The sequence below is a fragment of the Pseudomonas sp. GM33 genome, from assembly GCF_000282295.1.
Taxonomy (GTDB): domain Bacteria; phylum Pseudomonadota; class Gammaproteobacteria; order Pseudomonadales; family Pseudomonadaceae; genus Aquipseudomonas; species Aquipseudomonas laurylsulfatiphila.
Genome location: NZ_AKJO01000092.1, coordinates 1 through 25,575 on the forward strand (window position 1 = coordinate 1; position 25,575 = coordinate 25,575).

The 25,575-nt window shown below is 61.3% G+C and carries 20 protein-coding genes and 1 pseudogene; 17 read left to right on the top strand and 4 right to left on the bottom strand.

Going from position 1 to position 25,575, the window contains the following annotated elements:
- From PMI26_RS12465 to PMI26_RS12450, 4 genes are all read left to right on the top strand, one after another.
- A partial coding sequence (locus PMI26_RS12465; RefSeq protein ID WP_007975524.1) for a DUF2339 domain-containing protein occupies positions 1-1,989 on the top strand: 1,989 nt, incomplete at its 5' end.
- Positions 1,986-3,359: a DUF3999 domain-containing protein gene (locus PMI26_RS12460; RefSeq protein WP_007975525.1), complete on the top strand. Its 1,374-nt coding sequence runs from the start codon at positions 1,986-1,988 to the stop codon at positions 3,357-3,359. The genes PMI26_RS12465 and PMI26_RS12460, both read left to right, overlap by 4 nt.
- A gap of 271 nt (positions 3,360-3,630) precedes the next feature.
- Entirely contained in the window at positions 3,631-4,641 is a 1,011-nt protein-coding gene (locus tag PMI26_RS12455; protein ID WP_007975526.1) for a class 1 fructose-bisphosphatase, read from the top strand.
- A gap of 3 nt (positions 4,642-4,644) precedes the next feature.
- On the top strand, positions 4,645-5,247 hold the full coding sequence (locus PMI26_RS12450; RefSeq protein WP_007975528.1) for a DUF924 family protein: 603 nt from the start codon (positions 4,645-4,647) through the stop codon (positions 5,245-5,247).
- Positions 5,248-5,363: 116 nt separating this feature from the next.
- On the opposite strand, the gene PMI26_RS32370 is transcribed toward PMI26_RS12450, so the two are convergent.
- Complete coding sequence (locus PMI26_RS32370) at positions 5,364-6,128, bottom strand: methyl-accepting chemotaxis protein (protein ID WP_443200847.1); 765 nt, start codon at positions 6,126-6,128, stop codon at positions 5,364-5,366.
- Positions 6,129-6,221: 93 nt separating this feature from the next.
- Positions 6,222-7,256: pseudogene (locus tag PMI26_RS32375) on the bottom strand (HAMP domain-containing protein); the annotation flags it as partial.
- A 284-nt stretch (positions 7,257-7,540) separates the two neighbouring features.
- Between PMI26_RS32375 and PMI26_RS12440 the strand changes: the two are divergent.
- A complete protein-coding gene (locus PMI26_RS12440; RefSeq protein WP_007975531.1) occupies positions 7,541-7,795 on the top strand; it encodes a hypothetical protein in 255 nt (84 codons plus the stop codon).
- Positions 7,796-7,825: 30 nt separating this feature from the next.
- A complete protein-coding gene (locus PMI26_RS12435; protein ID WP_007975532.1) occupies positions 7,826-8,395 on the top strand; it encodes a lipocalin family protein in 570 nt (189 codons plus the stop codon).
- 113 nt (positions 8,396-8,508) lie between these two features.
- On the opposite strand, the gene PMI26_RS12430 is transcribed toward PMI26_RS12435, so the two are convergent.
- Positions 8,509-9,873, bottom strand: coding sequence for a formimidoylglutamate deiminase (locus tag PMI26_RS12430; RefSeq protein WP_007975533.1), 1,365 nt, complete (start codon positions 9,871-9,873; stop codon positions 8,509-8,511).
- Between the two features lie 146 nt (positions 9,874-10,019).
- On the opposite strand from PMI26_RS12430, the gene hutC reads away from it, so the two are divergent.
- Both hutC and PMI26_RS12420 read left to right on the top strand, forming a co-directional pair.
- Complete coding sequence (gene hutC, locus PMI26_RS12425; RefSeq protein WP_161793960.1) at positions 10,020-10,730, top strand: histidine utilization repressor; 711 nt, start codon at positions 10,020-10,022, stop codon at positions 10,728-10,730.
- Between the two features lie 10 nt (positions 10,731-10,740).
- A complete protein-coding gene (locus PMI26_RS12420; RefSeq protein ID WP_007975535.1) occupies positions 10,741-11,313 on the top strand; it encodes a HutD/Ves family protein in 573 nt (190 codons plus the stop codon).
- A 6-nt stretch (positions 11,314-11,319) separates the two neighbouring features.
- Here the strand turns inward: PMI26_RS12420 and PMI26_RS12415 are convergent, their stop codons facing one another.
- Positions 11,320-12,957, bottom strand: coding sequence for a methyl-accepting chemotaxis protein (locus PMI26_RS12415; protein ID WP_007975537.1), 1,638 nt, complete (start codon positions 12,955-12,957; stop codon positions 11,320-11,322).
- Positions 12,958-13,408: 451 nt separating this feature from the next.
- On the opposite strand from PMI26_RS12415, the gene hutU reads away from it, so the two are divergent.
- The 9 genes from hutU to hutI all read left to right on the top strand — a co-directional run bounded on the left by hutU (position 13,409) and on the right by hutI (position 25,565).
- Positions 13,409-15,076, top strand: a complete 1,668-nt coding sequence (hutU, locus tag PMI26_RS12410) for a urocanate hydratase (protein WP_007975538.1) — start codon at positions 13,409-13,411, stop codon at positions 15,074-15,076.
- Between the two features lie 163 nt (positions 15,077-15,239).
- A complete protein-coding gene (locus tag PMI26_RS12405) occupies positions 15,240-16,709 on the top strand; it encodes a purine-cytosine permease family protein (protein WP_007975539.1) in 1,470 nt (489 codons plus the stop codon).
- 69 nt (positions 16,710-16,778) lie between these two features.
- Positions 16,779-17,747, top strand: coding sequence for an ABC transporter substrate-binding protein (locus PMI26_RS12400; RefSeq protein WP_007975540.1), 969 nt, complete (start codon positions 16,779-16,781; stop codon positions 17,745-17,747).
- Between the two features lie 70 nt (positions 17,748-17,817).
- Positions 17,818-18,669, top strand: a complete 852-nt coding sequence (locus PMI26_RS12395) for an ABC transporter permease (RefSeq protein ID WP_007975541.1) — start codon at positions 17,818-17,820, stop codon at positions 18,667-18,669.
- Positions 18,666-19,496, top strand: coding sequence for a quaternary amine ABC transporter ATP-binding protein (locus tag PMI26_RS12390; RefSeq protein ID WP_007975542.1), 831 nt, complete (start codon positions 18,666-18,668; stop codon positions 19,494-19,496). The genes PMI26_RS12395 and PMI26_RS12390 overlap by 4 nt, the downstream gene beginning before the upstream one ends.
- A gap of 152 nt (positions 19,497-19,648) precedes the next feature.
- On the top strand, positions 19,649-21,172 hold the full coding sequence (hutH, locus tag PMI26_RS12385) for a histidine ammonia-lyase (RefSeq protein WP_007975545.1): 1,524 nt from the start codon (positions 19,649-19,651) through the stop codon (positions 21,170-21,172).
- A 119-nt stretch (positions 21,173-21,291) separates the two neighbouring features.
- On the top strand, positions 21,292-22,824 hold the full coding sequence (hutH, locus tag PMI26_RS12380; protein ID WP_007975546.1) for a histidine ammonia-lyase: 1,533 nt from the start codon (positions 21,292-21,294) through the stop codon (positions 22,822-22,824).
- Between the two features lie 108 nt (positions 22,825-22,932).
- The gene (locus PMI26_RS12375) at positions 22,933-24,342 is read left to right on the top strand and encodes an amino acid permease (protein WP_007975548.1); all 1,410 of its coding nucleotides are present in this window, start codon (positions 22,933-22,935) and stop codon (positions 24,340-24,342) included.
- Between the two features lie 17 nt (positions 24,343-24,359).
- Positions 24,360-25,565 carry an imidazolonepropionase gene (gene hutI / locus PMI26_RS12370; RefSeq protein ID WP_007975549.1) on the top strand — a complete coding sequence of 402 codons (1,206 nt, stop codon included), beginning with the start codon at positions 24,360-24,362 and terminating at the stop codon, positions 25,563-25,565.
- The last annotated feature ends 10 nt before the right edge of the window (positions 25,566-25,575 follow it).

Sequence of the window (25,575 nt, forward strand, 5' to 3'; positions counted from 1 at the left end):
GCCCCGCCACTGGCGGGTTTCGGCTTGCAGTTCGCGCTGGTGCAGCATCTGGAATTCGCTGCTGCATTCAGTGCCTTGGCAATGGGCATGATTTACATGGGGCTTGCCCGTTGGCTGATGGCCGGGCGCACGCTGTTGTTGGGAGAAACCTGCCTGGCCCTGGGTGTGATCTTCGCCAGCCTGGCGATACCGCTGGGGCTCGATGCACGCTGGACGACGGCGGCATGGGCGGTTGAAGGCGCGGGGATCTTCTGGCTCGGTCTGCGCCAACAAAGGCCCCTGGGCCGGGCCTTTGCCTTGCTGCTGCAATTGGGGGCGGCGCTGGCGTTTCTCAGCGAGCTGCACGACAGCGAGAGCAGCCTGCTCGGTGGTGTACCGCTAGGGGCGCTGTTACTGGGCGTTGCGTTGCTGTTCAGCTTCTACCAATTGCGCAAAGCCTTGCCGGAGCAGATCAGGCCGTGGGAGCTCAAAGGCCTGCCGGTATTGGCTTGTCTCGGGTTGGCGTTTCTCTATTTGCTGGCACCCTTGTTTTTCTTCAGCCACGGCACGGTGATCAGTTGGGCCTTGGCCGGGGTGCTCACGTTGTTGGCTGGCTTGCACCTGCAATCGCGCACGTTCGTATTCACCGCACTCGCTGTGCAACTGTTGGGTGGTGCACTGTTCCTGACGGCTGGGCCGCAGTTCAGTGACGGTCTGCAGCCACTGGCCCATGGCGGGTTCTGGGCGCCGCTGGTGTTGGGGTTGGCCGCGATGGTCGGGGCCTGGCGTATGCAGATCGGTCATTCATTCACCGCGTTCAATGGGCTGAGTCTGTTGCGATTGTCCCAGGCGTTGCTGGTGTGGGGCGCAGGTTGGTGGGCGCTGGCCTGGGTCATCGAAGTGCTGCATTTTGCGCCGCAGTCGATGCAGGCGACGTTGTTGTTGGGCATCGCTGCCGTGAGTGTTGCGCTGTGGACGGTATTGGCGCTGCGCCTGAAATGGCCGTCACTGGCGGGACTCGGCACGGTGTTGATTCCCGCTGCGGCGCTGGTACTGCTCGCGGCCTGGCACTCGCGTTATCACCCGGCGGCCAACTTCGGCTGGCTGGCGTGGGCCGCGGTGTTCGTGGTGCATTTCATCTCCCTGCGGCGCCTGACGCCCATGCTGCCAGCGCCCGTGCTGAGCGTCGCCCATGTGCTCGGCTGCTGGCTGTTGATGGGCGTGCTGGCGCTGGAACTGCGTTACGCCTTGCTGGTGTTGTCCGAGCAATACAACGCCTGGCGCTGGTTGGGCTGGGCGATTCTGCCAAGCCTGTATCTGGTGTTGATGGCAGCACCTCGCGCATGGCCTTGGCCGGTGTCGGCCTATCCGCGGGAATACCGTGTGTACGCCGCTGCGCCACTGGCCTTGCTGATGCTCGGCTGGTTCTGGCTGGCGAATGTCGCCAGTGAGGGCAACGCCGAGCCGCTGCCTTACGTGCCATTGATCAACCCGCTGGAGCTGGGCCTGTTGTTTGCGTTGTTCGGCGTCTATGTCTGGTCCCGCAGCGCCATGCCCCAACTGGCTGTCCGCAAGGAATACGCCGCCATCGCCACTCAAGGGGTCGCAGGTGCCTCGCTGTTCGTGTTCTTTACGGCCTTGGTGATGCGCACGGCGCACCATTGGAGCGGGGTGCCGTTCGAACTGGATCCGTTGCTGGAGTCGATGCGGGTGCAAGCCGGTCTGTCCATTGTCTGGACCTTGATGGCCCTGAGCCTGATGATCGGCGGCCATTTGCGTCGCCGTCGCGAAGTCTGGCTGATCGGTGCGGCCTTGATTGGCGTGGTTGTGGCCAAGCTGTTTTTTGTCGAATTGAGCAATCGCGGCGGGCTGGCGCGGATCGTTTCGTTTATCGGTGTCGGCGTGCTGCTGCTGGTGGTGGGGTATTTCGCTCCGCTACCGCCCAAACGCGCTGAAGCTGTGCCGGATACCGGCAAACCAGTCCCGGAATCACAAGGAGTGTCGTCTTGAGTCAGAAGCTGAACCTGGGTTGGCTGGGCATTGTTGCCATGGGTGTGGTGTTGTCGGCGATCGCCCAGGAAAAACCGGCGGACTTCACCACCCAAGTGCCTTTGTCGGTAGCGGGCGAAGGACCTTGGTATCGCCTTGAACTGCCCCTGAGCGTACAACTGAATGCGCGGCAGGCCGACCTGAGCGACCTGCGGGTGTTCAATGCCGTCGGTGATGTTCAGGCGTACGCCCTGGCCCGGGAGTCTGCGCAGAGCCGTGAAACGCGCACCCTGACCGAGGTGAAGCGGTTTGCGCTGTACAACTCGGAGGACGCCACTGAAACCGCACCGAGCGTGCGGGTGCAATCGAGCGCCAATGGCACTTTGGTCGAGGTGCAGCCCTCCAGTCAGCTGGAGCCGGGTGAGGAGGAGCTGCGCGGCTGGTTGCTCGACGCTTCCTCGATCAAGGCGCCATTGCAGCAATTGATTCTCGACTGGACCAGCGAACGCGACGGCTTCCAGCGTTTCACCGTCGAAGCCAGCGATGATTTGCAGCATTGGCAGTCCTGGGGCGAAGGGCAGGTGGCGCGCCTGACTTTTTCCGACGAGCGGGTCGAACAGCACGAGGTCAACCTGCCGGGACAGTCGGCGCGCTATCTGCGGTTGCTGTGGATCACCCCGCATTCGGCGCCGACACTGACTTCGGCGCAACTGCAAAGCGCCAATACCCGCAGCCTGCCGCTGCCGTTGGTCTGGTCCCAGGCGTTGAACGGCAGCACCGAGAAGGTGGGTGTATACACCTGGCAGTTGCCGATGGGGCTGAATGTCGAGCGGGTGCAGGTCGCGTTGAGCCAACCCAACAGCCTGGCGCCGGTGAGCCTGGCCGGTCGGCGCGACAGCAGCCTGCCATGGCAGCCGTTGGGCAGTGGTTTGCTCTATCGCCTGACGCAGAATGGTGAGGACGTGGTGCAAAACCAATTGCAGTTGTCCGGGCAAATCGTCCAGCAATTGAAACTGACCGTGGACGAACGCGGCGGCGGTCTGGGTGATCAGGCGCCGACGCTGAAGTTTGCCATGCGCGCCACGCAACTGGTGTTTCTGGCACGTGGGCCGGGGCCTTACACGCTGGCGGTGGGGAGCTCGACGGCGAAGGCGGCGAACTTGCCGCTGTCGACGCTGATTCCGGATTACAGCCCGCAAAAGCTGGCGACCCTGGGCCGGGCCATGGTGGATGTCGGGACGGTGGCTGCACAGCCGTCGGCAGGCACCACGTCGGCGCCGATCGACACCAGCTGGAAGAAATTCGGGTTATGGGCGGTGTTGCTGCTCTGCGTGGTGTTCCTGGTGGCGATGGCGTTCAGTCTGCTGCGCAAGCCTTCTGCCAAATCCTGACTGTGGGTGCTGCGCACCCAATCCCGAGCAGGCTCGCTCCCACAGGTACAGCGCAGTCCTTGTGGGAGCGAGCCTGCTCGCGAAAGCGTTCGCTCAGTCAATAAAAGTGCCGAAATGACCTCTGTTCGCAAGCTCACACTCGCCCATTTCCATCTACGCTCAACCCCGCGCATGAACTCTCTTCGGCGGATCACGTCTGATAGGAGGAAATGCGCCCCGACTCGCGTTAAACTGCGCGGGTTTTTAGCCCCCCATTCCACCGGAGCCTTCCATGTCCCGCGTTACCTTGAGTCGCTATTTGATTGAGCAGACCCGCAGCAACAACACTCCTGCCGATCTGCGCTTCCTGATCGAAGTGGTGGCGCGTGCCTGCAAGGAGATCAACCACGCCGTGTCCAAAGGCGCCCTGGGTGGTGTACTGGGCAGCATGGGCACTGAAAACGTCCAGGGCGAAGTGCAGAAGAAGCTCGACGTGATCTCCAACGAAATCCTGCTCGAAGCCAACGAATGGGGCGGTCACCTGGCCGGCATGGCGTCCGAAGAAATGGACAACGCCTACCAGATCCCGGGCAAATACCCGAAAGGCGCGTACCTGCTGGTATTCGACCCGCTGGACGGTTCGTCGAACATCGACATCAACGCCCCGGTCGGCACCATCTTCTCGGTGCTGCGCTGCCCGAACGAATACCTGAGCCAGAACGAGCCTTTGAATGAAAAGGCCTTCCTGCAGCCAGGCACCCAGCAAGTGGCCGCCGGTTACGCGATCTACGGTCCGCAGACCATGCTGATCCTGACCCTGGGCGACGGCGTGAAAGGCTTCACCCTGGACCGTGAAATGGGCAGCTTCGTGCTGACCCACGAGAACATCACCATTCCTGAAGCCACCCAGGAATTTGCCATCAACGCATCCAACCAGCGTCACTGGGAAGCCCCGGTACAGCGCTACGTCAGCGAATTGCTGGCCGGCGATGAAGGCCCGCTGAAAAAGAACTACAACATGCGCTGGGTCGCCGCGATGGTAGCCGACGTGCACCGCATCCTGACCCGCGGCGGTCTGTTCATGTACCCACGTGACAGCCGCGAGCCGTCCAAGCCGGGCAAGCTGCGCCTGATGTACGAAGCCAACCCGATGTCGTTCCTGGTGGAGCAGGCGGGCGGCGCGTCCACCGACGGCCATCAGCGCATCCTCGACATCCAGCCGGAAGGCCTGCACCAGCGTGTGGCGGTGTTCCTCGGTTCGAAAGAAGAAGTGGCCCGCGTCACGGCTTACCACAAGGAATAATCCATGACCGCGCCCTGGCAGCCGTTGCTTGATTGGTGGTTCGGAAGTTCCGGATCGGCGAGCGAAGTGGCGGCGCAGAAGGGCAGGTTATGGTTCGGCAAGCGCGACAGCCAGGACCTCGAAGCGCGTGAGCGTTTCGGGGACTGGGTTGAGCAGGCACTGGCCGGCGGATTGACCGAGTGGATGCAACGTCCTGAAGGTTGGCTGGCCCTGGTGCTGTTGCTCGATCAACTCCCGCGAATGATCTTTCGCGATTCTCCCAAGGCTTTTTCCGGTGACATCAGGGCTCAGGCACTGGTGGCGCAAGGCATTGCCGCGGATTTCGACCGGCAGTTGCAGCCGATTCAGCGGGTGTTCATCTACCTGGTGTTCGAGCACAGCGAGAACCTGGCGGTGCAGAACGAAGGCGTCTCGCGTTATATCGAATTGGTGGCGCAGCAGCCGGAAAGCGATCGGGCACTGTTCAGCGACTACCTGGACTATGCCGAGCGGCATCAGCAAGTGATTGCGCAGTTTGGGCGGTTTCCGCATCGCAATGCGGTGTTGGGAAGGGCGTCTACGGCTGAGGAGCTGGCGTTTCTGTCGAAGCCGGGTTCACGGTTCTAACTTTTCGTTGTTGCTGATTCCGTCTTCGCGAGCAGGCTCGCTCCCACAGGGATCTTTGTCGCACTGGAGATCCACTGTGGGAGCGGGCTTGCTCGCGAAGGGGCCCGAGAGAACAATTAGATCCTGAAGCTACCCACCAGCTGCTTCAACCGCGCCGCCTGCTGCTCAAGATCGGCACACGCACGCAAGGTCGCCTGCAGGTTCTCCACGCCTTCCTGGTTCAGCGTGTTGATTTCGGTGATGTCGACGTTGATCGACTCCACCACAGCCGTCTGTTCTTCCGTGGCGGTGGCGACCGACTGGTTCATCCCATCGATCTCACCAATGCGCTGGGTCACGCTGCCCAGGCGTTCGCCGGCCTGGTTGGCGATGCCGACGCTGCTTTCGCTCTGGCGCTGGCTGTCGGTCATGATGCCCACCGCTGCGCGGGCGCCGACCTGCAGCTCTTCGATCATCGTCTGCACTTGCTGCGCCGAGTCCTGGGTGCGATGAGCGAGGTTGCGTACCTCATCGGCCACCACGGCAAAACCGCGACCGGCCTCACCGGCGCGGGCCGCTTCGATGGCGGCGTTGAGCGCCAGCAGGTTGGTCTGCTGGGAGATGCTGGTGATCACTTCCAGGATCTGCCCGATGTTGACCGTGTTGCTGTTGAGGGTTTCGATGTTGCCGCACGAGTCGCTGATCTTCACCGACAACTGCTGCATCGCCGCGATGGTTTTATCCACCACCTGCTGGCCGTCTTCGGCCAGGCTGCGGGCGTCGCTGGAATGTTGCGAGGCGAGGGCGGCGTTCTGCGCGATTTCCTGGGCGGCGGCGCCGAGCTGGTTGATCGCCGCGGCCACGCTGCTGGTGCGCGAGGCTTGCTGGTCGGAGTTGTACATCGACGAGTTCGACGCGGCCACTACCCGTAGCGCTACTTCGTTGACCTGCCCAGTAGCCGAGGCCACTTCGATGATCGAGGTGTGAATGCGTTCGACGAAGCGGTTGAACGACAGCCCCAGCGCGCCGAATTCGTCGTGGCCGTGAATGGTCAGGCGTTTGGTCAGGTCACCTTCGCCTTCGGCGATGTCATGCATGGCGCGGCCCATGGTCAGCAGCGGCTGCATCAGCAGGCTGATCAGCATGCCCAGCAGGGCGATGATGATCACTACGGCGATCACCATGGCGATGATCGCCGAGGTGCGGAATTCGCTGAGCATCGAGAACGCCGTTTCCTGGTCGAGCACCAGTGCCACGTACCAGTCCGCCGATGGCACGCCGTTGACGTGGGTGAAGGAGATGAACTGGCGCTTGCCGTCGATCTCGACTTCTTTCAGGCCCGGGCTGACTTTCGGCGTGTCGCTCGGATAGGCCTCGGCCAGGCTCTTGAGCACCAGCTTGCTGTCCGGGTGAATCAGGATCTTGCCGTCGGCGCCGACGATGAACGCATGACCGTGGCCACCGAAGTTCAGCGAGTTGATGATCGCGCTGACGCTGGACAGATCGATGTCGGCGCCGGCGACACCGATCATCTGGCCCTGGTGCTTTACCGGGGTGGCCACGGTGATCACCAGTTTGCCGGAGGAGGCGGCGATGTAGGGTTCGGTGACGATGGTCTGTTGTGCGCTATTGGCCGCTTTGTACCAGCCGCGGGCACGCGGATCGTAGTCCGCCGCGCGGTTGCCGGCCGGGACCGAGAACATCACGCCGTCGGCGCCACCGAAGTAGCTCAGCTGGAAGTTGCCGGTGTAGGCGGGCAGGTCGATGATCCGTTTCAGGCTGGCGGGGGCATTGCCATCGGCGCTGACCTGTTGGGCCATCGATTGCAGCAACTGCATGCGGCTTTCCAGCCAGGTCTGGATGTTGCTGGTGGTCAGGCTGCCGAGTTCCTGCATCGAGGCTTCGGTATTGTTGCGCAGGGTTTCGCGCTGGCGATAGTCGTTGAACAGGATGAAACAAGCGAATGCGACGGCCACCACGAGGGCGGCAGCCAGCAAGATCTTGTGGCTGAACTTCATGTTTCTGGTCATGGGATGAGCTACCGCAGAGGGGCTGTTCTACAAAATGGGGAAGCAAATGCCACCGACGTGGCATTGCGTTGCATTTATGTCGACTGAACGGCGCCAAAGATTAGGCGGATTATTCTGAAAAACGACGAAATGCCTGGTGAACGAGGAAAGTGGTTGATTTTCGGCAAAAGGCAGACGAGTGGCCCGATAAATAGCCTGCCGGGCAGGGAACCAGACAGGGGTTTTCTCTTCTAAGCTTCAGCTTGGCAGCCATGCCAATCCCCTACGCCCCCCGGAGTTTCACCATGTCGCTGCGTTCCATCGCCCTGCTTTCGTTCTGCGTATTGCTCGCTGCCTGCAGCAAGGTCAATCAGGAAAACTACTCGAAGCTCTCGGCCGGCATGGCCAAGGCCGATGTGGAAACCCTGTTGGGCAAACCCGCCGATTGTTCAGGCGCGCTCGGCATGTCCAGTTGCACCTGGGGCGACAAGAACAGCTTTATCAGCGTGCAGTTCGCCGGTGACAAAGTGCTGATGTTTTCCGGCCAAGGCCTGAAGTAAACCGGGGCGATCGCCCACGGGAGAAAAATAATGAAGCGGTTATTGATCATCCTTTTTGCCGGCCTGGTGTTGGCTGGCTGTGCCACGTCTAGCCAGGACCCTTTGGCGCCCAAGACGGCCAAAAACGTCAACCTCAAGCGCTACCAGGGCACCTGGTACGAGTTGGCCCGTTTGCCCATGTACTTCCAGCGTGACTGCGCGCAATCCGAGGCCCATTACACGCTAAAACCCGATGGCAACGTCGCGGTATTGAACCGCTGCCTGACAGCGCAGTGGCAATGGGAAGAGGTCAAGGGCACGGCTTATCCGGAGGTGCCGGGCAAGAACGACAAGCTGAAAGTCGAGTTCGATACCTGGTTTTCCAGGCTGATCCCGGGTACGGCGAAGGGCGAGTACTGGGTGCTGTATGTCAGCGATGACTACAAGACCGCCATCGTCGGTGATCCGAGCCGGAAATATTTGTGGCTGTTGTCGCGCACGCCGACCGTGAACGGAGTGGTGCGTGAGGAGTTGCTGAGCAAGGCGCGTCAGCAGGGTTATGACACCACCCGGTTGATCTGGCGGGCGTCGGAACAGCAGATGGCCGAGACGTCCAGCTGATACATATACCCCTGTGGGAGCGAGCTTGCTCGCGATGGCGGCCTGTCAGTCAACATCATTGTTGAAGCTGATGGCCCTATCGCGAGCAAGCTCGCTCCCACAGTTTTTTGGTGTCAGCCCAAGAGTTCGCGCAGGACTTGGGTGAAGGCGCGGCTGCTTTCCTCTTCGCCGGCATGGCGCCCGTCACGCACTACCCACTGGCCGTTCACCAGCACATCCCGCACCTGACGATCGCCACCGGCAAACAGCCAGCGGTTGAGAATCCCGTCGCCGCTGGCCGTTGCCAGGTACGGATCGCTGCCGTCCAGTACCAGCCAGTCAGCGCGCTTGCCCACTTCCAGCGCGCCAATCGGCTGACCCAGTGCCTGAGCGCCGCCATCCAGCGCGGCATCAAACAGCGTGCGCCCGACCATCGGCTGCTCCGCGCCATACAAACGATTACGCCGTTGGTCACGCAGTCGCTGGCCGTATTCCAGCCAGCGTAATTCTTCCACCACGCTCAACGATACATGGCTGTCGGAACCAATGCCCATGCGGCCGCCTTGGGCGAGGAAGTCCACCGCCGGGAAGATCCCGTCGCCGAGGTTGGCTTCGGTGGTCAGGCACAGGCCGGCGATGGCGCGACTCTTGGCCATCGACGTGACTTCTTCCGGGTTGGCGTGGGTCGCGTGGACCAGGCACCAGCGTTGATCGACGTCGACGTTCTCGTACAGCCATTGCAGCGGACGACGACCACTCCAGGTCAGGCAGTCGTCGACTTCTTTCTGCTGCTCGGCGATGTGGATGTGCACCGGGCACTGCTTGTCGCTGGCTGCCAGCACTTCATTGATCTGCTGCGGCGTGACCGCGCGCAATGAGTGGAAACACAATCCCAGGGACTGAGCCGGTTGCTGTGCCAGGACCGGTTGCAGGCGCGATTGTAGCTTGAGGTAGTTTTCGGTGCTGTTGATGAAGCGGCGCTGACCTTCGTTCGGGGTCTGGCCACCGAAACCGGAGTGGCTGTAGAGCACTGGCAACAGGGTCAAGCCGATGCCCGCGGAACCTGCTGCCTGGCTGATACGCAGGGCCAGTTCAGCCGGGTCGGCATAAGGCTGGCCGCTGATGTCATGGTGTACGTAATGAAACTCCGCCACCGAGGTGTAACCGGCCTTGAGCATTTCGATGTACAGCTGACGGGCGATGACGCCGAGTTGCTCCGGGCTGATTTTTCCGACGAGGCGATACATCAGATCGCGCCAGGTCCAGAAACTGTCGTTCGGATTGCCCGCCACTTCCGCCAGCCCGGCCATGGCCCGCTGGAAGGCGTGGGAGTGCAGGTTCGGCATGCCAGGCAGCAGCGGACCGCTCAACCGCTCGGCGCCATCTGCATGAGAATCGGCCTGGATATGGGTCAATACGCCATCGGCGCTGACCTCAAGACGTACATTGTTGGCCCATCCACTAGGCAGCAGCGCGCGTTCGGCAAAGAAGGCGGACATGGTTCAGCACCCCATCGTGTGTTATTTGTATATACATATACAGACGTTTGCCTGCCCGGTAAACTCCGGCAAGCTAGCGACATCAACTAAACGACCAAGGATTAACCGTGCCGACTCCGCCTCCAGTCTCTCCGTTGGCCGCGAACATGGGCGACAGTCCGGCGCCCTTGTACGCCCGCGTCAAACAAATGATCACCCAGCAAATCGACAGTGGAAACTGGCCGCCGCACTACCGCGTTCCGTCGGAAAGCGAGCTGGTCAACCAGTTGGGCTTCAGCCGCATGACCATCAACCGCGCACTGCGCGAGATGACTGCCGACGGTCTGCTGGTGCGCATGCAAGGCGTCGGCACCTTCGTCGCCGAGCCGAAAAGCCAGTCCGCGCTGTTCGAGGTGCACAACATCGCTGACGAAATCGCTTCCCGCGGTCATCGCCACACCTGCAAGGTCATCACTCTTGAAGAAGAGGCCGCCGGCTCCGAGCGCGCCCTGGCCCTGGACATGCGCGAAGGGCAGAAGGTGTTCCATTCGCTGATTGTGCATTTCGAAAACGATATTCCGGTGCAGATCGAAGACCGTTTCGTCAACGCGCTGGTGGCGCCGGATTACCTCAAGCAGGACTTCACCCTGCAAACGCCCTACGCCTACCTGAACCAGGTCGCGCCGCTGACCGAAGGCGAGCACGTGGTCGAGGCGATCCTGGCCGAGCCGTCCGAATGCAAATTGCTACAGATTGAAAAAGGCGAGCCGTGCCTGCTGATCCGTCGCCGCACCTGGTCCGGCCGCCAGCCGGTGACCGCCGCTCGCTTGATCCACCCCGGTTCCCGTCATCGCCTGGAAGGTCGGTTTCATAAATAGAGAGCCATAAATGAGTAACGCAAAGGTTTTACGCGCCAAGGATTACCCGCGCATGCCGTGGAAAAACGGCGGCGGCAGCACCGAAGAAATCACCCGCGATGCCGGCACCGGCCTGGATGGCTTCGGCTGGCGCCTGTCGATTGCCGATATCGGTGAGTCGGGCGGGTTTTCCACTTTTGCCGGTTACGAGCGGATCATCACCGTGTTGCAGGGCGACGGCATGACCCTGACGGTGGATGGTCAGAACACACGGCCACTGTTACCGCTGGACCCGTTTGCCTTCAGTGGTGAAAGCAAGGTGTCCTGCACATTGCTCGGTGGGCCGATCCGCGATTTCAACCTGATTTACGCGCCGCTGCGTTATAGCGCGCGGTTGCAGTGGTTGTCGGGCGAGCAGCGGTTTTTCAGTTCGGCGGGCACGGTGTTGGTGTTCAGCATGAGTGAGCAGGTTGAGGTGTCGGTCGATAACAACGACCAGCAATTGGGTCGTCATGATTGCCTGCAATTGGAGGCTGATGCCGGATTACTGGACGTCGCCATCAAAGGGTTGTGCTGCGTGATCGAGCTGACCTCGCGCGACTGATCCCGGTCATTCCCGTTCGAGGGTAAAACCTCGAACGGTCGCCTCCAGCTCACTCGACATCCGCTTGAGTGCCTGGATGGTTTGCACCGCCTCTTGTTGCGCCGCGACATTCTCCTCGACCCGCTGCGCCACACTTTCCACATTGCGCGCCACGTCTTCGCTGGCGTCACGCTGTTCCTGCAAGGCATTGGAGATCTGGCTGACTGCATTGAGTGACGCGCTGAGCGCGGTCTTGACGTCACTCATCGACGCGCCGGCGCTGTCGATCAATTGTTGGCCCTGAAGTACGCGCTCGCGGCCAGTGTTCATGCTGCTGTTGGCCTTTCTCATGCCGCTTTGAATGGTGCTCACCAGCACCACAATCTCGGCGGTAGAGCGGGTCGTGCGGGTTGCCAGTTCCCGCACTTCGTCAGCCACCACGGCAAAACCGCGTCCTTGTTCACCGGCCCGCGCCGCCTCGATGGTGGCATTGAGTGCGAGCAGATTGGTCTGTTCGGCAATGCTGTGGATCATGCCGACAATTTTCCCGATGGCGTTGGAGTGCAGGGTCAATTGGTCGATTTCATCCGACGTCTGGGTCACCAGTTGGGCGATCTGCTGCATCTCGAGGATAGAGCGCTCCATGGTGGCAATGCCGAAAACGGTGATCTGTTCGGCCTTTTGTGTGGTGTCGTGCGCCTGCGTAGCGTTCTCGGCGATGTGCGTAATGTTGGCTGACATCTGTTCCGCGGCGGCGGCAATGGAGGAGGCCGCGCCATTTTGCTCGGCAGCCTGTTTCAGGCCTTGTTCAGACGAGATGCTCAGGTTCAGGGTCGAGGACTCGATATGCTGCGAGGCCTCGCGCACCTTGCCGATCATGCTGGCCAGGCTGCGCCGCATGGCCTCGACCGATTGCATGACACCCGTTGACTTCGCGTTACTGTTCACCGGATCGCCGAGCCTGCCTTGGGCAATCCTTGTGCTGATGCTGGCCAGCTCGTGAGGCTCGGCGCCCAGGTATCGCGCCAGCCTGGCGCTGAACAGCAGGGCATAAAGACTACCAAACAACAGTGCCAGGGCCAGGACCACGGCCATCAGCCTCATATTGATCTCATAGAGTGCCTGGCTGTGCTCGAACTGATGGCGGGCTTCTTTCAATTGAGCATCCGTCAGCTGCGAGAACAGTGAGGTCAGCGGGTCGATCAAGGGGTAAAGCTGGTGTGTTGCGAACTGCTCCAGGCTCTGACTGGCGGCGTTGTTGCGGTTCAAGACCGCCTGCAAACGCTGGAGCGGTACTTCGGTCGCCTGCATCAGCGGTGTGATTTCGCTGATCAGTCGTTCCTCTTCATCGACCAGGCGAGTCGACAGGTAGGTGCGCCAGAGCGGTTCGATTTCAAGCATCGCTTGCCGTATCTGCTGCGCTGCGTCGACGCCACTGAGGATGCCATCGCGGGCCTTGTGGATAGCGTCGACGATCCGGACTGAATACAGCTCGGAGATTTTCTTCAGGTCCTGTTGCGGAATGACCCGGTCCAGGTAAACCGTCTCCAGTCCCTGGACCGTAGCGCGCATGCCGTACAGGCCGAGTGCGCCGATGCCGGTCAGGCTGCTCAGGAGAATGCCGGCAAGCAGGAGCAGGTGGGTTTGGACTTTCCAGTGTTTCATTACGGGTTCCTCGCAGAAGTGACATCAGGGGGCTTGCTCGTGAAGTCGGCGAGGATTGATGGAGGTGGAGTCAGATGTTTCTGATGATGTTGTAGGGTGTTTCTGGAATGCGCTCATTTGGGTATCAGGTGTTACCGAACGCCCCAGCGTGGCGCAAAACCGCGCTCAAGTAACAAAGTCCCTCGCCACAAAAAATCCCCGGAAAATATTTCATCTTCGCCTGAGCCCTTATTCCAGGCGCTCTCCAGCCGTTTCAGAATTTTTCTTGAATGCTTGTCCAACAAGTTGGCCGCTTGATTGCATATGCTTGTATGTACAAGTAAAGACGTATGCGTATGAGTCACGAGGACTCAACCATCGTCCACTGATTCGCCGGTGTGCACTGATGCCCATTGGCTTGCTCGCCCACTGCCTGGGTTGGTTTTGGATTGATTGCTGAGGAGTTCTTTTCGTGACTAAATTTCGTGACGTTGAAATCCGCGCTGCCCGCGGTAACAAGCTGACCGCCAAGAGCTGGCTGACCGAAGCGCCGCTGCGCATGCTGATGAACAACCTCGACCCGGAAGTCGCCGAGAACCCTAAGGAACTGGTGGTTTACGGTGGTATCGGTCGCGCTGCCCGTAACTGGGAATGCTACGACAAGATCGTCGAAAGCCTGACCAACCTCAACGACGATGAGACCCTGCTGGTGCAATCCGGCAAGCCGGTCGGCGTGTTCAAGACCCACGCCAACGCTCCGCGCGTGCTGATCGCCAACTCCAACCTGGTGCCGCACTGGGCGAGCTGGGAACACTTCAACGAACTGGACGCCAAAGGCCTGGCGATGTACGGCCAGATGACCGCCGGCAGCTGGATCTACATCGGCAGCCAGGGCATCGTCCAGGGCACCTACGAAACCTTCGTCGAAGCCGGTCGCCAGCACTACAACGACAACCTCAAGGGCAAGTGGGTCCTGACCGCAGGTCTCGGCGGCATGGGCGGTGCCCAGCCTCTGGCTGCGACACTGGCTGGTGCCTGCTCGCTGAACATCGAATGCCAGCAGGTCAGCATCGATTTCCGTCTGAAAAGCCGCTATGTCGATGAGCAAGCCAAAGACCTCGACGACGCGCTGGCGCGTATCGACAAGTACACCAAAGAAGGCAAGGCGATCTCCATCGCGCTGCTGGGTAACGCGGCTGAAATCCTGCCGGAACTGGTCAAGCGCGGCGTGCGCCCGGACATGGTCACCGACCAGACCAGCGCCCACGACCCGCTCAACGGTTACCTGCCGGCCGGCTGGACCTGGGACCAGTACCGCGCTCGTGCCAAGACTGAACCTGCTGCTGTGATCAAGGCCGCCAAGCAATCGATGGCCGTGCACGTCAAGGCGATGCTGGACTTCCAGAAAATGGGCGTGCCGACCTTCGACTACGGCAACAACATCCGTCAGATGGCCCAGGAAGAAGGCGTGGAAAACGCATTCGACTTCCCAGGCTTCGTACCGGCCTACATCCGTCCGCTGTTCTGCCGCGGTATCGGCCCGTTCCGTTGGGCTGCGCTGTCGGGCAATGCAGAAGACATCTACAAGACCGACGCTAAAGTCAAAGAGCTGATCCCGGACGACGCCCACCTGCACAACTGGCTGGACATGGCGCGCGAGCGCATCAGCTTCCAGGGCCTGCCGGCACGTATCTGCTGGGTTGGCCTGGGCCTGCGCGCCAAGCTGGGCTTGGCGTTCAACGAAATGGTGCGCAGCGGTGAGCTGTCCGCGCCGATCGTGATCGGTCGTGACCACCTGGACTCCGGTTCGGTGTCGAGCCCGAACCGCGAAACCGAATCGATGCAAGACGGTTCCGACGCCGTGTCCGACTGGCCACTGCTCAACGCCCTGCTCAACACCGCGAGCGGCGCGACCTGGGTGTCCCTGCACCACGGCGGCGGCGTCGGCATGGGCTTCTCCCAGCACTCGGGCATGGTGATCGTCTGCGACGGTACTGACGAAGCGGCCGAGCGTATCGCTCGCGTGCTGCACAACGACCCGGCCACTGGCGTTATGCGTCATGCCGATGCCGGTTACCAGATCGCCATCGACTGCGCCAAGGAACAAGGGCTGAACCTGCCGATGATTACCGGCAAGTAACGCTGTACTGCTTTATGTGGGAGCGAGCTTGCTCGCGATGAGGCCGGCACATTCAACATCTTTGTTGACTGACAAACCGCTATCGCGAGCAAGCTCGCTCCCACAGAAGAGCAGCCACACATCAACTCAATGAATAATCAGAACAATCCACAGAGGTTGAACCATGGCTGTCACTGACGAACGTGCAGGCAACAAACCGTTGATCGAGAAACGCTCGATCGACTACATCCCGGAAGCGGAAAGACACGGTCGTCTGTTTAGCCAATTCACCCTGTGGATGGGTGCCAACCTGCAAATCACCGCGATTGTCACCGGGGCGCTCGCCGTGGTGCTGGGCGGTGACGTGTTCTGGTCGCTGATCGGCCTGCTGATCGGGCAATTGCTCGGTGGCGGCGTGATGGCGCTGCATGCGGCGCAAGGCCCCAAGCTTGGCCTGCCGCAGATGATTTCCAGCCGGGTACAGTTCGGCGTGTACGGCGCGGCCATCCCGATCGTGCTGGTCTGCTTGATGTACCTGGGCTTCACCGCTACGGGAACCGTGTTATCCGGCCAGGCGCTGGGCCAGTTGTTTGGCGTCAGCGACACCGTCGGTATCCTCCTTTTCGCCAGTGTCATCGTGCTGGTCACGGTGCTCGGTTATCGGGTGATCCATTGGATCGGCCGTGTGGCCAGCGTCATTGGCGTGATTGCCTTTGTTTATCTGTTCAGCCGTCTGATGAGCCAGGTTGACGTTGGCGCTCTGTTGCAAATCCGCCACTTCAGCTGGAGCAGTTTCTTGCTCGCGGTGTCGCTCGCGGCGTCTTGGCAGATCGCCTTCGGCCCTTATGTGGCTGACTATTCTCGCTACCTGCCGAGCAAGATTTCCTCGGTGAAAACCTTTTTCGCCGCAGGCGCAGGTTCGGTCATTGGTGCACAGGTGGCGATGGTCCTTGGTGTGTTCGCTGCCGCTTCGGCCAACGGGCAATTCGCCGGCCACGAAGTGGCGTACATCGTGGGTCTGGGCGGGACCGGTGCCACCGCCGCGCTGCTGTACTTCAGCATCGCGTTCGGCAAGGTCACCATTTCCACGCTGAACTCCTACGGCAGCTTCATGTGCATCGCGACCATCATCAGCGGTTTCCGTGGAGACCTGAAAGTCACGCGCTTGCAGCGTCTGGTTTTCGTGCTGGTCATCGTCGGTGCTGCGACCCTGATGGCGTTGCTCGGCCAGCACTCGTTCCTCGGTGCGTTCAAGTCCTTCATCCTGTTCCTGCTGGCATTCTTCACGCCATGGAGTGCGATCAACCTGGTGGACTACTACTGCATCACTCGCGAGCGCTATGACGTGCCGGCGCTGGCCGATCCGAAAGGTCGCTATGGTCGTTGGAACCTTCTCGGTATCAGCGTCTATGTGTTCGGCGTGTTGGTGCAGCTGCCGTTCATCTCCACCAAGTTCTATACCGGTCCGCTGGTGGCGGCCCTGGGTGACGTGGATATTTCCTGGATCATCGGTCTGGTGATTCCCGCAGCCCTGTATTACCTGTGTGCGAAAAAATGGCACGGCACAGTGCCTGATCGTTTGATCCTGCCGGTCGAGCAGGACGCGGTCACCGAACAAAAGCTGAATGTCGGTCGCGCTGCGGCGCAGGCCTGATTGGACGTGGACAGGGCTGGATGCCTCTTGACTGCCGTAAGCCAATTCATGATTAGGAGCGTCACAACAATGAAATCGAACAAGACCCTGCTGACCACATTGCTTTCCATGGGCCTGCTGGCCAGCGCTGGCGCCACTCAGGCGGCAGGTTGGTGCGAGTCGGGCAAGCCGGTGAAATTCGCCGGTTTGAACTGGGAAAGCGCCATGCTCCTCACCGACGTGATGCAAGTCGTGTTGGAGAAAGGCTACGACTGCAAGACCGACAGCCTGCCGGGCAACTCCATCACCATGGAAAACGCCCTGAGCAGCAACGATATTCAAGTGTTTGCCGAAGAGTGGGTCGGCCGCAGCGAAGTCTGGAACAAGGCTGAGAAGGCCGGCAAGGTCGTCGGTGTCGGCGCGCCGGTGGTGGGTGCGATCGAAGGGTGGTACGTGCCGCGCTACGTGATCGAAGGCGACGCCAAGCGCAAGCTGGAAGCCAAGGCGCCGGATCTGAAGAACATTGCTGACCTGGGCAAATACTCGGCGATCTTCAAGGACGCCGAAGAGCCGTCCAAGGGCCGTTTCTACAACTGCCCGGCCGGTTGGACCTGTGAACTCGACAACAGCGAAATGCTGAAGAGCTACGGCCTGGAAAGCACCTACACCAACTTCCGTCCAGGCACCGGCCCGGCGCTGGATGCCGCCGTGCTGTCGAGCTACAAGCGTGGCGAGCCGATCCTGTTCTACTACTGGTCGCCAACCCCGCTGATGGGCCAGGTCGACGTGGTGAAACTCGAAGAGAAACCAGGCGTGAACAAGACGGTGACCATCAAGGTCGGCCTGTCCAAGACTTTCCACGACGAAGCGCCGGAACTGGTGTCCGTACTGGAAAAGGTCAACGTGCCGATCGACCTGCTGAACCAGAACCTGGGACGCATGACCAAAGAGCGGATCGAGTCGCCAAAACTGGCCAAGATCTTCTTGAAGGAACATCCTGAAGTCTGGCACGCGTGGGTGAGCGAAGACGCAGCCAAGAAAATCGACGCGGCCTTGTAGGTTGAGCTTTTCCGACTGCCGGCAACGGCAGTCGGACGCTTGATCGCAACCCCTTGATTGAGAGTCTCTTATGTTTCCCGAAAGCTTTACCTTTTCCATCGCCGACTGGGTCAACGGTTGGGTCGATTCGCTGGTCACCAACTATGGCGACGTGTTCCGGCACATCTCCGATACGCTGCTGTGGGCCATCGTCAATCTTGAAAGCCTGCTGCGTGCAGCGCCCTGGTGGCTGATGCTGGCGATCGTGGCGGGCGTGGCCTGGCACGCGACCCGTAAAGTCGTGACCACGTCAGTGATCGTCGGCCTGCTGTTCCTGGTGGGTGCGGTCGGCCTCTGGGACAAGCTGATGCAGACCCTGGCGCTGATGATGGTGGCGACGATCATTTCGGTGTTGATCGGCATTCCGCTGGGCATTCTCTCGGCGCGCAGCAATCGCCTGCGTTCGGTGCTGATGCCGTTGCTGGACATCATGCAGACCATGCCGAGCTTCGTGTACCTGATCCCGGTGCTGATGCTGTTCGGCCTGGGCAAGGTCCCGGCGATTTTCGCCACCGTGATCTACGCTGCGCCACCGCTGATCCGTCTGACCGATCTGGGTATTCGCCAGGTCGACGGCGAAGTGATGGAAGCGATCAACGCCTTCGGTGCCAACCGCTGGCAGCAACTGTTCGGCGTGCAACTGCCGCTGGCCCTGCCGAGCATCATGGCGGGCATCAACCAGACCACCATGATGGCCCTGTCGATGGTCGTGATCGCCTCGATGATCGGTGCCCGTGGCCTGGGTGAAGACGTGCTGGTGGGGATTCAGACCCTGAACGTCGGACGTGGCCTCGAAGCCGGTCTGGCGATCGTGATTCTGGCTGTGGTGATCGACCGCATTACACAGGCGTACGGTCGTGCACGGCATGAGGTGAGCAAATGAACAACGCAACCGTGAGCAAGATCGAAGTCAAAAACGTCTTCAAGATTTTCGGCAACCGTGCCAAGGATGCGCTGGCCATGGTCGGCCAGGGCAAGACCAAGGATCAAGTGCTGGCCGAAACCGGCTGCGTGGTCGGCGTGAACGACCTGTCGCTGAGCATTGGCAGTGGCGAGATTTTCGTGATCATGGGCCTGTCGGGCTCCGGCAAGTCGACCCTGGTACGCCACTTCAACCGCCTGATCGATCCGACCAGCGGCGCGATCCTGGTGGACGGCGTGGACATCCTGCAATACGACATGGAAGCCCTGCGCGAGTTTCGCCGGCGCAAGATCAGCATGGTGTTCCAGAGCTTCGGCCTGTTGCCGCACAAGAGCGTGCTGGACAACGTCGCCTACGGCCTGAAAATCCGTGGCGAAAGCAAAGCCATGTGTGCCGAGCGTGCGCTGCACTGGATCAACACCGTGGGCCTCAAGGGTTACGAAAACAAATACCCGCATCAGCTTTCTGGCGGCATGCGCCAGCGTGTGGGCCTGGCCCGCGCCTTGGCGGCGGACACCGACATCATCCTGATGGACGAAGCGTTCAGTGCCCTTGATCCGCTGATTCGTGCGGAGATGCAGGACCAGTTGCTGGAACTGCAAAAGACCCTGCACAAGACCATCGTCTTCATCACCCACGACCTCGACGAGGCCGTGCGCATCGGCAACCGCATCGCGATCCTCAAGGACGGCCGCCTGATCCAGGTCGGCACGCCGAGAGAGATCCTGCACTCGCCGGCGGATGAGTATGTCGACCGCTTTGTGCAGCGTCGGGCGGCGGTGGTTTAAGAGGTTTGTGCCGGCTGTGCTGGCCTCATCGCGAGCAAGCTCGCTCCCACAGGGATTTTGTGAACACCGGAGATCCATTGTGGGAGCGAGCTTGCTCGCGATGAGGCCGGTGAAGCTGCATCAATATTCAGGTTGTAAGCACGAGGTTGAAGATGTCCCAGGCTGAAAAAATCGTTATCACCGAAGCGCAGGTCATCTGGCAGGATGTGGTCGCCGTCGCTCGTCATGGCGCGCAGCTTGAGCTGTCGGCGTCGATCTGGGCGCGCATCGAAAACGCCCAGGCCATCGTCCAGCGCATCGTCACCAGCGGCGAACGTGCCTACGGCATCAATACCGGCCTGGGCGCGCTGTGCAACGTCTCGCTGCAGGACGAGCAACTCAGCCAATTGTCGCGCAATACCTTGCTCAGCCACGCCTGCGGCGTGGGTGCACCACTGGCCGACGAGCAGACCCGTTCGATCATGTGTGCCGCCATCGTCAACTACAGCCACGGCAAATCCGGCCTGCACCGTCAGGTCGTCGAAGCGCTGCTGGCGCTGCTCAACCGCGGCATCACCCCGCAGGTGCCGTCGCAGGGGTCCGTGGGCTACCTGACCCACATGGCCCACATCGGCATCGCGCTGCTGGGCGTGGGCAATGTCAGCTATCGCGGGCAGATCGTTGCCGCGCAACAGGCGCTGGCCGAAGAAGGCCTGCAGCCGGTCAAGCTTGGCGCCAAGGACGGTTTGTGCCTGGTCAACGGCACGCCGTGCATGACCGGGCTGAGCTGCCTGGCCATTGCCGACGCTACGCGCCTGCTGGAATGGGCCGACGTGATCGGCGCCATGAGCTTCGAAGCCCAGCGCGGGCAGATCGACGCGTTCGATGCCGAGATCATCGCGCTCAAGCCGCACCCTGGCATGCAACAGGTCGGGATCAACCTGCGCGCCTTGCTCGACGGCAGCGAAGTGATTGCCCAGAGCAAAGGCATTCGCACGCAAGACGCCCTGAGCATTCGCTCGATCCCGCAAGTCCACGGCGCTGCGCGCGATCAACTGGTACACGCAACCAAACAGATCGAAACCGAACTCAACGGCGCCACCGACAACCCGCTGGTGCTGGGCACTGCAGACAACTATCGCGTGGTATCCCAGGCCAACCCCCACGGCCAGTCCGTGGCCATGGCCGCGGACCTGCTGGCGATTGCCATGGCGGAAATCGGCTCCATTGCCGAACGTCGCCTGGACCGCTTGATCAACCCGCACGTCAGCGGCTTGCCGGCGTTCCTGGTGGCCAACCCGGGGGTGAACTCCGGGATGATGATCGTGCAATACGTGGCCGCTTCCCTGTGTGCGGAAAACCGTCAGCTGGCGCAACCGGCGGTGCTGGATAACTACGTGACGTCGGGCTTGCAGGAAGACCACCTGAGCCTGGGCACCAACGCTGCGCTGAAGCTGCATCGTGCACTGGAAAACTGCACGCAGATCCTCGCCATCGAGTACCTGTTGGCGGCCCAGGCGTTCGAATTCTTGAAAGAACAACGCTTCGGCGCGGGCACCGATGCCGCTTGGCGTCTGCTGCGTGAGTACGTTCCTGCCTATGACCAGGATCGCTGGCTGGCGCCGGACATTGCTGCTGCTGCCGGCGTTCTGAAAGACCCTGCTTTGCTGCAAAAAACCTTACCGAACTTGAACTGATTTCCAAACAAGACCAGCGTGCCAAGGCGCCAGCCCCCTCAAGAAGGGGGAAGCGACGGACAACGGATATTTCCGGAGCGTCTGGTAGTTAACAACAAACTCTCAAAAGGAGAATGAACATGACTGCGCTTAATTTGATTCCCGGCCAACTGAGCCTTGCCCAACTGCGTGATGTCTATCAGCAACCGGTCAAAATCACCCTCGATCACAGCGCTGCAGCGCAGATCGAAGCCAGCGTGGCCTGCGTGGAGCAGATCCTCGCCGAGAACCGCACCGCCTACGGCATCAACACCGGTTTCGGCCTGCTGGCCTCGACCCGTATCGCTAGTGAAGACCTGGAAAACCTGCAGCGCTCGCTGGTGCTGTCCCACGCCGCCGGTGTCGGCCAGCCGATCAGCGACGAACTGGTGCGTCTGATCATGGTGCTCAAGGTCAACAGCCTGAGCCGTGGTTTTTCCGGCATCCGCCGCGTGGTGATCGACGCGCTGATCGCCCTGATCAACGCCGAGGTGTACCCGCACATTCCACTGAAAGGTTCGGTCGGTGCTTCCGGTGACCTCGCGCCTCTGGCCCACATGTCGCTGGTGCTGCTGGGCGAAGGCAAGGCGCGCTACAAGGGTGAGTGGATGGAAGCCACCGAAGCGCTGAAAGTCGCCGGCCTGACCCCGCTGACCCTGGCCGCGAAAGAAGGCCTGGCGCTGCTCAACGGCACCCAGGTGTCCACCGCTTTTGCCCTGCGCGGCCTGTTCGAAGGTGAAGACCTGTTCGCTGGTGCCCTGGCACTGGGCGGCCTGACCGTGGAAGCGGTACTGGGCTCGCGTTCGCCGTTCGACGCCCGCATCCACGCGGCCCGCGGCCAGAAAGGCCAGATCGACGCGGCCGCCGCTTATCGCGATCTGCTCGGCGAGCGCAGTGAAGTCTCCGACTCCCACGAGAACTGCGAGAAGGTCCAGGATCCGTACTCCCTGCGTTGCCAGCCGCAAGTCATGGGCGCCTGCCTGACCCAGTTCCGTCAGGCCGCCGAAGTGCTGGCGATCGAAGCCAACGCCGTCTCCGACAACCCGCTGGTGTTCGCTGCGGAAGGCGACGTGATCTCCGGTGGTAACTTCCACGCCGAGCCGGTGGCCATGGCCGCCGACAACATGGCCCTGGCCATCGCCGAAATCGGCTCCCTGAGCGAGCGCCGCATCTCGCTGATGATGGACAAGCACATGTCGCAACTGCCGCCGTTCCTGGTGGCCAACGGCGGCGTGAACTCCGGCTTCATGATCGCCCAGGTGACCGCCGCGGCACTGGCCAGCGAAAACAAGGCGCTGTCCCATCCGCATTCGGTAGACAGCCTGCCGACCTCCGCCAACCAGGAAGACCACGTGTCGATGGCGCCGGCGGCTGGCAAGCGTCTGTGGGAAATGGCTGAAAACACCCGTGGGATTCTCGCGGTGGAATGGCTCGCGGCAGTCCAGGGCCTGGACCTGCGCAATGGCCTGAAGACTTCGCCAAAGCTGGAAAAGGCCCGCGCCATCCTGCGCAACGAAGTGCCGTTCTATGAAAAGGACCGCTTCTTCGCGCCGGACATCAACGCCGCGACCGAGCTGTTGGCTTCGCGTTGCCTGAACGAGCTGGTTTCGGCGAAGTTGCTGCCTAGCCTGTAATGGCCCCTCGCGAGCGAGCTCGCTCCCACATTGGAATGCATACTCCTGTGGGAGCGAGCTTGCTCGCGATTCGATTTAGCGTCGAATAACAATAATTAGGGACGAGAAATGCAACAGCCAGAAAAAGGTTTGAAACGCGGGCTCTCTGCCCGACATATTCGCTTCATGGCGCTGGGGTCGGCAATCGGCACCGGGCTGTTTTACGGTTCTGCCTCGGCCATTCAAATGGCCGGGCCTGCGGTGCTGCTCGCGTACCTGATTGGTGGCGCGGCGGTGTTCATGGTCATGCGCGCCCTCGGTGAGATGGCGGTGCACAATCCGGTGGCCGGCTCTTTCGGCCAGTACGCCAGCACCTATCTCGGGCCGATGGCCGGCTTCATCCTCGGTTGGACCTACGCATTCGAAATGGTCATCGTCGGCATGGCCGACGTCACTGCATTCGGTATCTACATGGGCTTCTGGTTCCCGGAGGTTTCCCGCTGGATCTGGGTGCTGGGCATCGTCTCGGTGGTAGGCGGCCTGAACCTGTGCAACGTCAAGGTCTTCGGTGAAATGGAGTTCTGGCTGTCGCTGCTCAAGGTCGGGGCCATTGTCGCGATGATCCTGGGTGGCTTCGGCATCATGTTGTTCGGTATCAGCACGGCGCCCGGCGCCCAGGCGACCGACATCAGCAATCTCTGGAGCCATGGCGGCTTCATGCCCAATGGCGTGGGCGGTCTGATCGCCTCTTTCGCGGTGGTGATGTTCGCGTTCGGCGGGATTGAAATCATCGGTGTGACCGCCGGTGAAGCCAAAGACCCGCAGCATGTGCTGCCCCGGGCGATCAATGCCGTGCCGTTGCGCATCCTGTTGTTCTACGTCCTGACGATGCTGGTGCTGATGTCGATCTTTCCATGGCAGCAGATCGGCAGCCAGGGCAGCCCGTTCGTGCAGATTTTCGACAATCTGGGCATCGGCTCGGCGGCGACCATCCTCAATATCGTGGTGATCTCGGCGGCGATCTCGGCCATCAACAGTGACATCTTCGGTGCTGGCCGCATGATGTACGGCCTGGCTCAGCAGGGCCACGCACCCAAGGGCTTCGCGCGGTTGTCGAGCAACGGCGTGCCATGGATGACCGTTGTGGTGATGAGCGCCGCGCTGTTGCTGGGCGTGTTGCTGAACTACCTGATTCCGGAAAACGTGTTTCTGCTGATCGCCTCCATCGCGACCTTTGCCACGGTTTGGGTCTGGCTGATGATTCTGTTTACCCAGGTGGCCATGCGTCGTTCCATGAGCGCCGAGCAGGTCGCACAATTGAAATTCCCGGTACCGTTCTGGCCTTATGCACCGATAGCGGCGATTGCCTTCATGCTGTTCGTCTTCGGCGTGTTGGGCTACTTCCCGGACACCCAGGCCGCCTTGATAGTCGGCGTGGTGTGGATCGTGCTGCTGGTGCTGGCCTACCTGACCTGGGTGAAACCGGCGGCAGGCCAGGCTGCCCTGGTGACGCCGGACCCGACTTTTTCTCATCGATAACCTAACGGAGGCCAAGGATGAAAACGCTCTGGCAACACTGTCACGTCGCAACCATGGCGCAAGGCGTCTACTCGATCATCGAGGATGCGGCCATCGTGACGTCAGGCGCGCTCATTGAGTGGATCGGCCCGCGCGCTGAACTGCCGGCGGGGGATTACCCGGCCGTCAACGATCTTGAAGGCGCCTGGGTCACCCCGGGACTGATCGACTGCCACACCCACACGGTGTTCGGCGGTAATCGCAGCGGTGAATTCGAAAAGCGCCTGCAAGGCGTCAGCTACGCGGAAATTGCCGCCAGCGGTGGTGGCATCGCCAGCACCGTGCGCGCCACCCGCGCGGCCAGTGAAGACGAACTGTTCGTCAGTGCCGCCAAGCGCCTGAAAAGCCTGATGCGCGATGGCGTCACCAGCATCGAAATCAAGTCCGGCTACGGCCTGGACCTGGCCAACGAGCGCAAGATGCTGCGCGTGGCCCGTCGCCTCGGTGCCGAATTGCCCGTCAGCGTGCGCAGCACTTGTCTGGCCGCTCACGCCTTGCCGCCGGAATACACCGATCGCGCCGACGACTACATCGATCACATCTGCGCTGACATGCTCCCGGCCCTGGCGGCCGAAGGGCTGGTCGACGCGGTGGATGCATTCTGTGAATACCTGGCGTTCTCGCCGGCGCAGGTCGAGCGCGTATTCATCACCGCCCGGGAACTGGGCTTGCCGGTGAAGCTGCATGCCGAGCAATTGTCCTCGCTGCACGGCTCGAGCCTGGCGGCGCGTTACCACGCGTTGTCCGCCGATCACCTGGAGTTCATGACCGAAGACGACGCCATCGCCATGGCCGAGTCCGGTACCGTCGCGGTGTTGTTGCCCGGGGCCTTTTACTTCCTGCGCGAAACCCAATTGCCGCCGATGGATGCCCTGCGCAAGCACGGCGTGAAAATCGCCATCGCCAGCGACCTCAACCCGGGCACCTCACCGGGACTGTCGTTGCGCCTGATGCTGAACATGGCCTGCACCTGCTTCCGCATGACCCCGGAAGAAGCCTTGGCGGGTGCCACGATTCACGCCGCTACCGCGCTGGGCATGGCCGATACCCACGGCTCGCTGGAAGCCGGCAAGGTCGCGGATTTCGTCGCCTGGCAAATCGATCGTCCGGCCGACCTGTCGTACTGGCTGGGCGGCGACCTGGAAAAACGCGTCGTGCGCCACGGCGTCGAGACACATCTGTAGGAGAGCCGTT

Bases quoted from the DNA above. Each gene is read 5' to 3' on its own strand.
- PMI26_RS12455 (WP_007975526.1), top strand. From the start codon at position 3,631: ATGTCCCGCGTTACCTTGAGTCGCTATTTGATTGAGCAGACCCGCAGC.
- PMI26_RS12405 (WP_007975539.1), top strand. From the start codon at position 15,240: ATGGCTGTCACTGACGAACGTGCAGGCAACAAACCGTTGATCGAGAAA.
- PMI26_RS32370 (WP_443200847.1), bottom strand. From the start codon at position 6,128: ATGTACAACTCCGACCAGCAAGCCTCGCGCACCAGCAGCGTGGCCGCG.
- PMI26_RS12375 (WP_007975548.1), top strand. From the start codon at position 22,933: ATGCAACAGCCAGAAAAAGGTTTGAAACGCGGGCTCTCTGCCCGACAT.
- PMI26_RS12390 (WP_007975542.1), top strand. From the start codon at position 18,666: ATGAACAACGCAACCGTGAGCAAGATCGAAGTCAAAAACGTCTTCAAG.
- PMI26_RS12400 (WP_007975540.1), top strand. From the start codon at position 16,779: ATGAAATCGAACAAGACCCTGCTGACCACATTGCTTTCCATGGGCCTG.
- PMI26_RS12420 (WP_007975535.1), top strand. From the start codon at position 10,741: ATGAGTAACGCAAAGGTTTTACGCGCCAAGGATTACCCGCGCATGCCG.
- PMI26_RS12395 (WP_007975541.1), top strand. From the start codon at position 17,818: ATGTTTCCCGAAAGCTTTACCTTTTCCATCGCCGACTGGGTCAACGGT.
- PMI26_RS12435 (WP_007975532.1), top strand. From the start codon at position 7,826: ATGAAGCGGTTATTGATCATCCTTTTTGCCGGCCTGGTGTTGGCTGGC.
- hutI (WP_007975549.1), top strand. From the start codon at position 24,360: ATGAAAACGCTCTGGCAACACTGTCACGTCGCAACCATGGCGCAAGGC.
- hutC (WP_161793960.1), top strand. From the start codon at position 10,020: ATGGGCGACAGTCCGGCGCCCTTGTACGCCCGCGTCAAACAAATGATC.
- PMI26_RS12440 (WP_007975531.1), top strand. From the start codon at position 7,541: ATGTCGCTGCGTTCCATCGCCCTGCTTTCGTTCTGCGTATTGCTCGCT.
- hutH (WP_007975545.1), top strand. From the start codon at position 19,649: ATGTCCCAGGCTGAAAAAATCGTTATCACCGAAGCGCAGGTCATCTGG.
- PMI26_RS12430 (WP_007975533.1), bottom strand. From the start codon at position 9,873: ATGTCCGCCTTCTTTGCCGAACGCGCGCTGCTGCCTAGTGGATGGGCC.
- PMI26_RS12450 (WP_007975528.1), top strand. From the start codon at position 4,645: ATGACCGCGCCCTGGCAGCCGTTGCTTGATTGGTGGTTCGGAAGTTCC.
- hutH (WP_007975546.1), top strand. From the start codon at position 21,292: ATGACTGCGCTTAATTTGATTCCCGGCCAACTGAGCCTTGCCCAACTG.
- PMI26_RS12415 (WP_007975537.1), bottom strand. From the start codon at position 12,957: ATGAAACACTGGAAAGTCCAAACCCACCTGCTCCTGCTTGCCGGCATT.